The sequence below is a fragment of the Paenibacillus gyeongsangnamensis genome (assembly GCF_027533625.1).
Classification (GTDB): domain Bacteria; phylum Bacillota; class Bacilli; order Paenibacillales; family NBRC-103111; genus Paenibacillus_G; species Paenibacillus_G gyeongsangnamensis.
The window spans coordinates 1-12,371 of record NZ_JAQAGZ010000054.1 but is presented as its reverse complement, the minus strand read 5'-3'; the positions used below and the strand labels follow the sequence as shown (position 1 = coordinate 12,371).

The window sequence follows — 12,371 nt, the reverse complement described above, 5'->3', positions numbered from 1 at the left end:
CTACGTGTTACTCACCCGTCCGCCGCTAACCCCGAAGGGTCCGCTCGACTTGCATGTATTAGGCACGCCGCCAGCGTTCGTCCTGAGCCAGGATCAAACTCTCCAATAAAGGTAAAACTTTATCGAACAGAGCTGATTAAGCTCAAATCTTAATGCTGACGAGAATTTTCATTCTCTTATTGCACTCACTCGTTGTTCAGTTTTCAAAGAGCAATCTTCCGACAAATTCACGCCCGGAAAGTAATCCAAGCTTTGTCATTTGTTGTCGTCCGTTTCAACGGCGACTTTTATAATATATCACATTTGCCTATCTCATTGCAAGCATTATTTTTTTCTTACTTTCTTGCTCACGCTTGCCCATCGAGCGGCGAAGACTAATTTAACACATCCGCCGACAGGAAGTCAAGCCTTTTAGCCGAACCTTTTTTTCGGGATAAAAACAACACCGGCAGTTAACGCTAATAGCAGCCGATCAGCCCCGCCCGGCCCGTACAAAACAAGAAGGACCCCGCATCCAGCGATGCCGAGTCCTCCATTAGTTATTCGATCATTCCTTCGACAGGGCTGCTTGCCGAAGCATATCTTTTCTTCGGGATGCGTCCCGCAAGGAACCCTTTGCGTCCGGCCTCAACGGCCAGCTTGAACGCTTCCGCCATAAGCACCGGATCCTGAGCTCCGGCTACCGCCGTGTTGAGAAGCACACCGTCCGCACCGAGCTCCATCGCCAGAGCCGCATCCGCCGGTCCCCCGATGCCCGCATCAACGATAATCGGCACCTTTGCTTCTTCAATAATAAAACGAAGGTTATTCGGGTTCACGATCCCTTGCCCCGAGCCGATCGGAGATGCCCCAGGCATAACGGCGGCCGCCCCCGCCTCCTGCAGCTTGCGGGCCAGTATCGGGTCGTCGGATGTATACGGAAGCACAATGAAGCCCGCTTCGACGAGAATCTTGGTCGCTTCGAGAGTGCCTACCGGATCCGGAAGAAGGGTTTTGGGATCGCCGATGACTTCGACCTTGATCATATCGCACAATCCGGTCGCTTTGGCAAGCCTAGCGATACGAACCGCTTCCTCCACCGTATAAGCGCCGGCCGTATTCGGCAGCAAAGTGAACTTTTTCAAATCCAGCGATTCCAGAAAATTCGGCGCATCGGGATTATCGATCGGCAGCCGGCGAATGGCGAAAGTCAGTACCTCCGCCTCCGATGCCCGAACCGCTTGCTCTTGAATATCGAGCGCCGGGAACTTGCCCGTTCCGAGCAGCAGACGCGATTTGAATTCATAAGGACCTATCTTTAACGTATCACCCATTAGAAAAAACCTCTTTTCTCTACATAAAATATAATCGTTTTAAAGGATGATTCCCAAGAGTACCGGCAGACTTAACCCCCGCCGACAAAATGGACGATCTCTATCCGGTCGCCACCCTTTACAGGTGTTGCTCCGTAAGCATCCCGTTCAACGATCTCCAAATTCAGCTCCACTACGAGAATCTTATTTTCCAGCTTAAATGCCCGGAGCAGCTCCTCAACCGTGGCAACGTCCTCCACTTCCCTTTGCTCTCCATTGACTACTAGACGCACCTAAAAGACACCTCCCCTTTCCTTGCAGCTTCATCCGGAATAAGCGCCTACCCTTCTTTTAACACCCCAAAGTAAGTACGCATTGGTCCGGACGGACGATCCTAATAATCCATGAAGCTTACTATGCCGTTCAATCAAAAAAAGCCAACCTGCTGCGTAGGTTGACTTGAGGTTCAAATGCCGGTATCCGGTACTCCGGTACTCCGTCAAGCATTCGTCCACTTCCCTACGCTGGTATGATCCAACAGACGGCAAGCTTAAAATACCGGCCGTCTTCAGGTTCCAAGGGTTAAAGAATCCGCTTCTTACTCTCAGCCCCGCATCCTAAGGGCTCCCCCAGTGGCTATTCGATTGTCACGGTACATTATATCACAGCTTGAAGCTTTTTACATCGTATATCGCAGTTCCATCAATGATAAATCGGCTTCCATCGTAAAAGCGACTTCCTTGGCGAGCGATTTCCTTACCAGCTTGTTCAGCAGAAGCGGCAGCTCCGACCGGACCTCGGCCAGCTGATCCACCTGCTGCAGCTCTTCCATGCTCCAGGCCTCCTCGCGGCTTGCGAGCAAATGGATCAGCAGCCGGCAGCAGCGCTCCATCTTGGACATCACCGAGAATTCGCAGGCCAGAAGCACAAGCTGCACCCTCTGCTTCAGCGTTTCCTTGCTCAACGTCAGCTCTTCGTACAGCTTGTACACGCCCGGGTTCACCGTCTTGACCTGGCGCCAGACCATGACTTCCGGGTGACTGCCCGATTCGATAATGACGATGTGCGCCCAGTGGTGCAGCGCCTCCAAAATATTATTGTAGGCATCCAACAAATGCTCTTCCAGAATATATTCTTTGCTCTGCAGGTAGCTTCTTAAGAATTTGGTAAACTCGATCAGCAGCTTGTGCTCCCGGAGCTCCATGGGGAATTCGAGTACCTTGTGACGGAGGCTCTCTAAATACATGTCCCGATCCAGAAGTATCTCCCCTTTTAAAATCCAATAAATAATGTTGCGATGCTCTCCATGCAGAATCGTCTCGTTCAAGGTGTCCGGAGTAAGCCATCTTTCTTGTATACGAAGGTTGTCTTTTATATAATGAAACTGTTGATAATTGCGTGCAGGATCGCGGCAGACGACCAGCAGGAGCAAATCGAACCCGTCGGTCACCGCTGAGAATAAAGAAGGATTGTCGATGGCGGATACGCTGATGACGGCTTCATCCTGACGAAGCTTATCCAGCCGGTATGCTTTGATCGTTTCCATGTGAAGCCCCCCAACAACATTTGGACGCTTGTTGCAACGTTATCCTTTATTTCTACATCCGCGAGTCAGTTTCCTGCAATGTTTTTGTGACAAAACTCACAATTCTTACGTGAAAGAAGTGACATTCATGAGATTTAGATCCAGTAAAGTAAACGAATTCCGTTTATGGGGGCTCCTGCTCACCATGGGCGGAATGCTGCTCATGATTCTCGGACTGGCCGGGATCGTATTCGACTGGGGCACAGCCGGCCGATGGGTAGCTGTCGTCTGCATGCTGGTCGGAGCGATCGCAATGCTGGCGAGCATGGGAATTTATTTTGCGGCAGGGATGATGTCGACCAGCGCCACTGTGGTCATGTGCCCCGAATGCGGCAAGCCGACCAAGATGCTCGGCAAGACCGACCGCTGCATGTACTGCAAAACGATCCTATCGCTTGATCCGGCGCATGATCCGAACCGTGCGTCCGCAGCTCAGGCACCGGGTACGCCACAGGAGGCTTCGGGCCGTTAACGACAAAAAGCTTCCTGTCCGCGCAAGCTGCGCGGCAGGAAGCTTTTTTGTGTTACGTACATACGTTATGGTCCGGCCAAATAGCTGTCGATCAGACTCCAGACCTCCGGTGTTTCATACCCTCTTCGCCAAGACGCCACGCCCGCTAAATCGTATTTCTTGACGAGCTCCATACGAGCCTTGATGGACGTTTCATCCTCCATCCAGATCTTGATGGTCTTGCCGTCCTCCTGGTACTCCAAATAGTTCTGACCGGTTTCAGGAGAGAATACGGGCGTCAGCTTCTTTTCCTTGATGATGCGCTGAGGGGTTTCCATAAAGACGGCCTTCGAGGTCACCTTGCCGGTCTTCGGGTCTTCCGTCCATATCCGGGTGTAGAAAGGAATGCCCAGGATGAGCTTGGAGGCAGGAATTTGATCCTCCTTCATCAGCTGCACGACCGACTTCTCCACCCAGGGAAGAGAAGCGACCGAGCCCGCCTTCGGACTGCTGGCCCAATATTCGTCATATGCCATCAGCATCATGTAATCGAGCGAATCAACCAGCGCCTTGCGGTCGTAGAACAGAGACCAGGATTCGCTGTCGGATTTGCCCGTAACGTCCATCGACAAGATCAGGCCTTGCTCGTGAAGCAGCGGCGTCATCTCCCGCACGAACTGCACGAGGTTCTGTTTATCCTTAAGGCTCACATTCTCAAAATCGATATTGATGCCTTGGAGCGAATACATCTGGGCGTAGGCAAGCAGCTGCTTGATCATCTTCATCCGTTTGTCGTAAGAGGAGAGCGCATCCGTCGTCCGCTTCGGCTCAAAGCCGTTGCTGAACAGCGCCCATACCTGATAGCCGTTGGCGTGGGCCCATTTGACATAGGCAGGGTCGGCGGCGTTCTTGATCGTTCCTTCGCCGTCATCCAGTTGGAACCACGTCGGGCTGACCACATCCAGTCCGGGCATGGCCGGGATTTTGGACGTATCCGGATTTTTATTCACGATCTGCTCCCAGGTGACATTAATCTTGCCCCGTTTCGGTTTCCAGGGCACAAAGCTCTTCGGCTCCTCTTCCTTCGGAATGACCTCATCCTGGTCCGGCGTTAGCTGATCCTTCTTCACATAACCCATGTAACCGTTAGGCAGCTGGACGTGAAGCCATTCTCCTTCTTCGCCCCAAACCAGTACGCGCTCTCCCTGTTTTAAATCCACATAGATCGTATTCTTAATCGAAGGGCCGCTGCGAAGCGGAATCGTACGCTCCGGCTTATCCGGATAAGCGATCGCTTTGCTCCAATGCAATGAATCGCCTTCTTTGAACATCAGCACGGCCCCGGTCTCCTCGGATTCGCGCAGTTCCACGCCGTATAAGCTTTTGAGCGGATCCATGGGAATGAACTGGATACCGCCCTCTTCGACCGCCGGAAATTTCAAGTTAAAAGGCTTTTCGTTCACCATGACCGTCAGCTGGCTTGTTCGAAGGCGGACAACCTTGTTCTGCGTCGTAATGATAATCGACCCGGTAGATGCCTCGTAGGTCAGGTTCGGATCCAGCTCGTTCTTCACCGTATCTATCGGAAGCTTCAAGCTTTCCTTCTCCCCGATCGCCGCATGCTCCATCATTTTCCCCTGGTAGAAAACCGGTTTCTTCAACCCTCCGAAGTCCGGCTGCTCATGCTTCGAGTTCGGGACGTACTTGTCCCATACATAAATGCCTAAAGCCGTTCCGCAAAGGATGGCTAATAAAAGAATGAAGGTCCATTTGCGGGAAAAACCGCGCCCGCCGGCGCTTGTCGTATGCTGCATCGGGTCCATTGCTTCACTCCTGTTGTAGGAAGATACCTTGTTATAGACGTCAAGATAAACGTCTGCGCCGTCCTTGTCTTACAAGGGCCAGAGCGTTTATCAACCAAAAAAAGACGTATCCGGTTGCACGGAGCAACGGCGAATACGTCCATTATACAGGAAATCTCTTAATCTATCATGTCGAAGGATGGGCTGCGAGACAGTCCGAGCATATCCCGTACACTTCGACCCGGTGGCTTTTCACCCGGAAACCCGTCATTTCATGAGCCGCATGCTCCAAATCATCCAGGGGCTTGTAGGCAAAATCCACCAGCTTGCCGCACTGCTCGCACAGCGCGTGATAGTGATCCGACAAATCCGCGTCAAACCGGCTCGAGTGGTCGCCGTACGTCATCTCGCGGACCAAACCCGCTTCGATAAATACCTTCAGGTTATTATAAACCGTCGCCACGCTCATGCTGGGAAAGCGCGGGGACAGCGCCTTGTAAATCTCGTCCGCCGTAGGATGAGACATCGTATGGAGCAGGTATGACAAGATGGCATGCCGCTGCGGGGTCATCCGGACGCCCGTTGCCTTCAATTGATGGATCGCTTGTTCCAACCGCGTACTCATGATGCTCACCGCCTTGCCGATGTAAGTATATCACTTTATTTTAATCGGCGGCTGCGTCTCTTGTCAATCGGATGACGATATGTTAATGGAGCCTTTCGTTTCCAAATGAATCGGATATTTGCCGCTGCCTACGGTTCCATTCACCAATTTCTTATCCACCGTCGTAAACGGCAAGGATGATTTAATGCTTCCTACGCTGCCCTCGCCGGAAACCGTGAAATCCCCGTGCGTCGGCAGCTTCAGGTCGATGCTGCCGTGCGAGGTGCTGACCTGCCAGCTGCCCTGCACGTTCCGGCTTACGACTTCGACGGAACCGTTCGTCGTCTCGGCCTTCAGGTCTTTGGCGACGCCGTTCACCTTAACGGAGCCGTTGGTCGTATGCGCTTGTACCGCTCCGTTCACATCCTCCGCCTTAATCCCGCCGTTGGTCGCCTCCAGCACGGCATCCCCCCGGTGTCCCGTAAGCTGGACCGCACCGTTCGTCGTAGTTAAACGAATCGAGCCCGCGGTCCTGCTCGCAATCACCTGGCCGTTGGTCGTCCCCAGCTCCAGCGCGCCTTCCAATCCGCTCACTTGGATTTCTCCGTTCGTCGTTTGAGCACGAAAGCGCTGCAAGACAGGCAGATCGGCGGCCGTCATCTTGCCGTTCGTCAAGTCAGTATCGAAATTCAACTTTTGATTCGCGGGCACAGTGATGACGAGATCCATGCGCGGCCTTCTCTTGCCGAGGAAGCTGCCGTACTCCTTGCCTGCCGCGGTCACGGTCAGCGTGGTCCCGGACAGCTTGCTGTCAATCACCGATTCATCGGCGATCCGCTTCGCCTCCGCATCGTCCTTGCTCTGCACATACACGGTCAGCGCAACTTGCATTTGATCCACGTTTCCGCTTTTCAGAACGATATTGCCGCTGCGGTTGCCCAGCTTCACGTTCTCGACGCCGCTTCCGAGCGGAATGGAGGTGACGCCTTTATCGAATTTCTGACCGTCGGTAAAAGCGCCGATCGCATCGCCGATGTTGAAATCGCCCATATCCCCGAATTTCTTAAAGAAATCGGCCGACTGCATGCTGACGATCACGACGGCGGACAGGATAACGGATAAAATGACCCCTCCGAGATCCAGCTTCAATTCCCTCTCGCTGTTCCGGTACCGCATGTTGAAGAGCAGGTACTCCAGCCCCAGCAATATAAACAGCAAAGGCCAGTGGCCGATCAAGGCCGAGGTCCAGTCGGAGCCCGTCGTCTTATCGAGCATGACGGCGGCGCCTACCGATATGAGCGTGATGGCTGCGGTATAACGTCCCGCTTTGTGCATGAGGCTTCACCTATTTCTTGATGGATTCGATATAGAACATGTACACACCGATGACGATCAGGACGACTGCTCCGACGGAGGAACCGAGCACCTCCAGTACCCGGTCCATCCAAGCCGGCTTGCCGTGTATGAAGAACAACAGCACTCCCGCGCCGATCAGAAGATATCCGAAGCCGCCGCCCTTAGACAGGCGCCCGATCGGCCGGTCCGACGGACCCGGAGAACGGGGAAAGTCCTGCCCACCCGGATCAAATGCGCTGCGGTAGCCGAAATCGTCCGCATCCCCGTTGACCCGGTCGGTCTGCTGAAGCGCATCGAATATATTATAGAAATAAATGACCGGCACAAATAACGAGAACAAGACGATCAGCGGAATATTGGAAACGCCTTTTACGGCAAAAAACACGATCGCGACAATATCCAGCATCATCAGCAGCATCATGCTGAGTCCCCGCTGCATCAGTCCGAGATACAGCTGTCCCGTACCCGGTATGAGAAACGACAGCAGGCCCGCCAGCCACTTGCTCTTCCGAGGCCTCCGGGGAAAGAAAGGATCGGTCGGCGGACGGCGGGGAGCTCCCCACCTTTCCATCCGCTCTCTCAGAAACTCATCCTCCTCCAGGCTGTTCGTTTGTTTGTTTGGGTCATGCGGTTCTTCAACCATTATCCATTCCTCCTTTAGGTCAGCCATTGATGGGATATGAACTCGAGCCAGCGGTACAGCTGGAGGACACGTTCTTCCACGTCGGATCCGAGCGCCTCCGGGTTTAAGGTTACGAGCTTGCCCATAATTCCGGTTGCGACGAATATAAAGGTCGCCGCCGTGGCGATCAGCCCGTTGGCAAGCTCGCTCCGCCAAAAAGGGCGCTTCACCGGGGGACGGCTCTCCGGATAGCGAAGCCTGCGGGCGACCCGGTCGGGCAGGTCCTTGGGCGCTTCCAGCAGCGGCATGCTGTCAAGCAGCCGGTCCAATTCCATATAATTCTTCAGCTTGCCGCGGCAAAGGGAGCACATCCGCAAATGCCGATGGATTCGTTGGTACGCGATTTCGTCACAGCTTTGATTTAGATACCGCTGCAGTTCTTTGTCTTCCGGATGCATGATCCTCATGCCCCCTCACCTCCAGCCATTTTTCTTTCAGCATGGTTTTCCCGCGGTAAAGCCTCGTCTCGATCGTCTTCAGCGGCAGCCCCGTTACGTCGGATATTTCCTGATAGGAGAGCTGCTTGTAATGATATAAGTAAAGGATTAAACGGTATTTGTCCGGCAGTCCCGCAAGCAGCCGCTGCATCGTCTCCTGCTCTTCCTTCTGCAGCGCCTTTGCCTCCGGCTCCTCCTTGCGGTCCCCAAACCAGCCCTTCACCTTGTCGAGCAAAGCCCCGTAGGGCTTGCGACGCTCGGCACGGCGGTAATCCGTAACCAAATTGACCGTTAACCGGTACAGCCAGGTGGTGAACTTGGAGTCACCACGGAACAAGGACAAAGAGCGGTAGAGCTTCAGGAAGACATCCTGCGTCAAATCCTCGGCGGTTTCCCGATGCTCCGTCATACGGTAAATCAGCGTATAGACATAGTGCTGGTGTCGTTCCACCAGGAACCGGTACGCCGCTTCTTCGCCCTGACGGACGAGTTCGACCAGTTGTTCATCCGTCATCTGCTCCATCGTTTCACCGCCTTGCCTTTGATTTCAATCCATTAGACGACAGAAGGCGGCGCACCCCTTCATATTTCGTTGCACCTTTTCGCCCCAGGATAAACGGCTACGCCGTCCTTGTCTTACAAGGACCAGCGCGTTTACCAAGGTTGATGCGCAGCTATAAGCTGCAAAAATTTATAAAATCTTATCAACTAAAAAAGCGCCCTTCAGACGCCGGAGGCTCCGAAGGGCACGCATTCACGCCTATGCTCTAGTCGCAAGCCACGGACCGGACGCCCTCCAAATGATGCAGGTCGTCGACCGTTTGGGATACCTTGGCTCCCTTGGCCAAACGGATCGTCATTTGGATCGCAATCAGACTTTCTACCTGATTGGAGCTTTCTTCCACGGATAATTTCTGGATATCGTGTCCTTGACGGACCAGCAGCGCCGATACCTTGCTCAGCATGCCGGGAGCATCGAGCGCTTCCAGCTTGAAGTGCCGCAGCTTCTTGGTGCGCAGGTATTTTTTCTCGAGGATGTTAAGCACAAACAAGCTCATCAGCGCAAACAAACAAGCGAGCCCGGCCGCATAGAAGAAGCCCGCTCCGACGGCCAGACCGATCGCCGCCACAACCCAGAGGGAGGCCGCCGTCGTTAAGCCCGTGATCGATTTCCCCGTAAATAGAATCGTTCCCGCTCCCAGAAAGCCGATGCCGCTGATGACCTGCGCCGCCAGCCTTGCGGGGTCGAGCCGGACGTTATCCAATTTGGCAAAATCGGCAAAGCCGTACATCGACAGGAGCATGACCAGCGTCGCCCCGAGACAGACGAGAATATGCGTCCGGAGTCCGGCCGCATGACTGCTTTGCTCCCGTTCAAACCCGATGAGACCGCCCATGAGCACGGCCAAAGCCAGACGGATCGTAATGTGAAGGGGGTCGATGAACCATGGATTCATCATGAGGGTACCGCCTCCTTTTCTAAGATGGATATGATGCCTTATTGTAGCATGTTTTGGCTTGGTCCGAAGCGGTTTTGAAGAAAAATACCGAAGGAACGGGAGATGCCGCGGGCATAAAAGGATTGACTTCCCACCCCCATCGGCTAGACTAGGTATGAAACGTTTTAATTGGAGGGGCGAACAAATGCAGTTGAACACGATGGAACGAAAACAGCGGATTCTGCGGCTGGCCGCCGATCATGCGATGGACATGCCGCGCCTGGACAGCGGATTTTGGTTTCATAAAGATTTGCGGGATAACTATTATTTCGCGATACATTTGCTTGCCTATGTCTTGAACGGGGCGCCGGAGTGGAACGAGGAGCGCCGAAGCGCCGGGGAAGCGCTCGGGTCCGAAATGCTGCTGAAGGTGCTGACTCTGCAGGATCAGAATCCGGACAGCCCGATGTACGGTCATTGGCCGCTCAATCTCGGCAATGACCCTGCGTCCGCGAAGCCGCACGTACTGCCCGTCGAGCTGATGGGCTGCCTGGTGATCTACTTCTATGAAGCGTTCAAGCAGAAGCTCGCTCCGGAGCTGAAGAGCGAGTTGCAGCTGGCGATTCTGCACATCTACCAAAGCCCGGTCTACCGGCATCCGCTGGAATCGATGCATCATCACGAGGCGAAGCATACGGCGCTGAAGCTGCTGCTCGGGCATCAATTCGGCGACGAGGCGCTTCTGGCAGAGGGCACGGACTGCGCCCGTCGGCTGCTGGCGCACGTCCGCCGGTTCGGCTTCAAGGAATACGGCTGCCTGCCGTGGCACTGGCACTGGATCCAAGCCTTAACCTGCGCCTACGAAGTCGTGGAGGTTGCAGCGGCCCGGGCCGTGACGGCGGAGCTGCTCGAATTGCTGTGGCAGCTGCGGGCGGACTATTATTTGCGCGGGGCGTGGGTCGGGGCGCATTCGCGTCTGTGGCCGCACGATGCGCCGAAGGATACGAATACCCCGCACGATTATATTCAGTTCGGCGACTTCCCGGAGCCGGAGCGGTTCCCGCGGCTCGAGGGAGCGGCGCTGTATACCTACGAGGTGTCAGAGGCGGTACGCGAGCGCGCCATAGGGCGTACTGAGGCGGCCGAGGTGAAGCGGCTCGTCCGCTTCGCCGGCGTCAGCGGCGAAGTCGATTCGGAGGCGCACACGTACGCTTATGTGGCGCCGGGCTATGCCGTCGGCGGCGTGTGGGAGCGCCGGACGGAGTTCGACAACGAGCAGCTGCGCTGGGACGTGTCGCTGCCCTTGGATTCGGAGCCGGCGGAGCGCGGCGTGAACCAGCTGTATTTCTTCCATCCGGGAGTGAATTATGCGCCGGGGGATGACCGGCACGCCAGTGACTACGGTGAGGTGCTGCTGCACAAGGATGCGGTCATCCAGCTGTGGGCGGTGCCGGAAGGCGAGGCCGAGGCGCTGGTCGGCTGCCTGCCGAAGGGCGAATGGCGGTTCGGGGAGTGCAGCGGCTTCGGGAAGCTCGGGGAGCTGTACGCGGCCTTTTATTCGGCCAATCCGGTCTCGGTGGAGGAAAAGGCGGACCGCCTCTCCGTGCACAGCGCGATGGCAGACGGCTTGAACGGGATCGTCACGGAAGTATGGACGGTGGAGGAAGCGGCGGCGGCCGGACTGAACAGCCTTGCCGAATTCGCGGTGCATATGGAACAAGCCGCTCCCGGGTTCCAGACGGAACCGGTCAGCGGCGGGTTTAGCGTCAGCTATGCAACCAAGCGGAAGGATGCGCTCACTATGGCGCTCCCTACTAGAGACACGGCAGCGGCTGGTCGTCTCCTCCGGGAAGTCAACGGAGGACCAATCGATTGGAACGATTATGTCATCTCATAAAGCTTGCGGGCCTCCCGGAGAATCGGGGGGCTTTATTTTTTGAAATTCGGTCAGGGTAATCCCGGGAGCCACGAGCTGGCGCTGCACCGGCTCATACCCATGCTTGATGTATAACGCATAGGCGGGCGTATTGTTCGTCCCCGTAGATACCTTGAGGCGCATTCCAGGCAAGGCAAGCTGCTCGACATGCTTCAGCAGCCGTCCCCCGATCCCTTGGCGAAAATAATCCGGGTCGACCATCATCCGGCAGATCGTCAGCTCCTTCGCTCCTTGCTTGCACGATGCTGCGCCGATCAGCCGCCCTTCCTCCGAATACGCCCCGAAAAAGGTTTCGCCCGCATCCCGCAGCGTCTGCGGCGAATCGAACAGCGGCGGAATCTCCTCGAAGCCGATCAGCTCCGCCTCGATCCGGTAAGCCTTCTGCTGCAGACTCAGCATCTCCAGAACCCGCTGCATGTCGTTTAAATCAATAGGCTCAATCACGATTCGCCCACCTTCCCTTATGTACTCAAGCGGATGTCCAGGATAAACGGCTACGCCGTCCTTGTCTTACAAGGACTAGCGCGTTTATCAAGGTTGATGCGAAGCTATACGTTGGGAAAAACTTATAACTTACTAGAGTAAAGGGCAGAGAAATCTGCCCCTCCTCATCAAACCGTACGTGAGGTTTTCCCTCATACGGCTTTCCGATGTTCGTCATTCATGTGCATGCAGATCACAAGAGCGTTTTAAGTCCACATTGACTGGCCAGAAATCTTACTTCTTGAAGCGAGCCCATCCATCTTGCACGCTGTCTTTTCTTGGCATACCATCTCGTGAGCCTCTG

13 protein-coding genes and 1 rRNA gene are annotated in these 12,371 nt (G+C 55.0%); 2 read left to right on the top strand and 12 right to left on the bottom strand.

The annotated features are described in order from the left end of the window. The 4 genes from O9H85_RS37000 to O9H85_RS36985 form a co-directional block, all read right to left on the bottom strand. Positions 1-109: ribosomal RNA gene (locus O9H85_RS37000) — 16S ribosomal RNA — on the bottom strand; the annotation flags it as partial. 430 nt (positions 110-539) lie between these two features. Further along, entirely contained in the window at positions 540-1,313 is a 774-nt protein-coding gene (locus O9H85_RS36995) for a thiazole synthase (RefSeq protein WP_269886318.1), read from the bottom strand. 71 nt (positions 1,314-1,384) lie between these two features. Continuing rightward, on the bottom strand, positions 1,385-1,585 hold the full coding sequence (gene thiS / locus O9H85_RS36990; RefSeq protein WP_269886317.1) for a sulfur carrier protein ThiS: 201 nt from the start codon (positions 1,583-1,585) through the stop codon (positions 1,385-1,387). 386 nt (positions 1,586-1,971) lie between these two features. Continuing rightward, positions 1,972-2,838 (bottom strand): nucleotidyltransferase-like protein, encoded by an 867-nt coding sequence (locus tag O9H85_RS36985; RefSeq protein WP_269886316.1) that lies wholly within the window; start codon positions 2,836-2,838, stop codon positions 1,972-1,974. A gap of 127 nt (positions 2,839-2,965) precedes the next feature. Between O9H85_RS36985 and O9H85_RS36980 the strand changes: the two genes are divergently transcribed. After that, entirely contained in the window at positions 2,966-3,349 is a 384-nt protein-coding gene (locus O9H85_RS36980) for a DUF2614 family zinc ribbon-containing protein (protein WP_269886315.1), read from the top strand. A gap of 65 nt (positions 3,350-3,414) precedes the next feature. Here the strand turns inward: O9H85_RS36980 and O9H85_RS36975 are convergent, their stop codons facing one another. The 7 genes from O9H85_RS36975 to O9H85_RS36945 all read right to left on the bottom strand — a co-directional run bounded on the left by O9H85_RS36975 (position 3,415) and on the right by O9H85_RS36945 (position 9,669). After that, positions 3,415-5,151, bottom strand: coding sequence for a glycosyl hydrolase family 18 protein (locus tag O9H85_RS36975; protein ID WP_269886314.1), 1,737 nt, complete (start codon positions 5,149-5,151; stop codon positions 3,415-3,417). A 166-nt stretch (positions 5,152-5,317) separates the two neighbouring features. Continuing rightward, on the bottom strand, positions 5,318-5,755 hold the full coding sequence (locus tag O9H85_RS36970) for a Fur family transcriptional regulator (protein WP_269886313.1): 438 nt from the start codon (positions 5,753-5,755) through the stop codon (positions 5,318-5,320). A gap of 63 nt (positions 5,756-5,818) precedes the next feature. Continuing rightward, positions 5,819-7,069, bottom strand: coding sequence for a DUF4097 family beta strand repeat-containing protein (locus tag O9H85_RS36965; protein WP_269886312.1), 1,251 nt, complete (start codon positions 7,067-7,069; stop codon positions 5,819-5,821). Between the two features lie 10 nt (positions 7,070-7,079). Next, positions 7,080-7,733, bottom strand: a complete 654-nt coding sequence (locus O9H85_RS36960) for a hypothetical protein (protein WP_269886311.1) — start codon at positions 7,731-7,733, stop codon at positions 7,080-7,082. Between the two features lie 14 nt (positions 7,734-7,747). Beyond that, positions 7,748-8,179 carry an anti-sigma factor gene (locus O9H85_RS36955; protein WP_269886310.1) on the bottom strand — a complete coding sequence of 144 codons (432 nt, stop codon included), beginning with the start codon at positions 8,177-8,179 and terminating at the stop codon, positions 7,748-7,750. Continuing rightward, a complete protein-coding gene (locus O9H85_RS36950) occupies positions 8,121-8,732 on the bottom strand; it encodes an RNA polymerase sigma factor (protein ID WP_269886309.1) in 612 nt (203 codons plus the stop codon). The genes O9H85_RS36955 and O9H85_RS36950 overlap by 59 nt, the downstream gene beginning before the upstream one ends. 244 nt (positions 8,733-8,976) lie before the next feature. Then, positions 8,977-9,669, bottom strand: a complete 693-nt coding sequence (locus tag O9H85_RS36945) for an MgtC/SapB family protein (protein ID WP_269886308.1) — start codon at positions 9,667-9,669, stop codon at positions 8,977-8,979. A gap of 184 nt (positions 9,670-9,853) precedes the next feature. On the opposite strand from O9H85_RS36945, the gene O9H85_RS36940 reads away from it, so the two are divergent. After that, the gene (locus tag O9H85_RS36940; RefSeq protein WP_269886307.1) at positions 9,854-11,545 is read left to right on the top strand and encodes a hypothetical protein; all 1,692 of its coding nucleotides are present in this window, start codon (positions 9,854-9,856) and stop codon (positions 11,543-11,545) included. Here the strand turns inward: O9H85_RS36940 and O9H85_RS36935 are convergent. Next, the gene (locus O9H85_RS36935) at positions 11,540-12,028 is read right to left on the bottom strand and encodes a GNAT family N-acetyltransferase (RefSeq protein WP_269886306.1); all 489 of its coding nucleotides are present in this window, start codon (positions 12,026-12,028) and stop codon (positions 11,540-11,542) included. The two genes, O9H85_RS36940 and O9H85_RS36935, sit on opposite strands and share 6 nt — an antisense overlap. Positions 12,029-12,371: the final 343 nt, after the last annotated feature.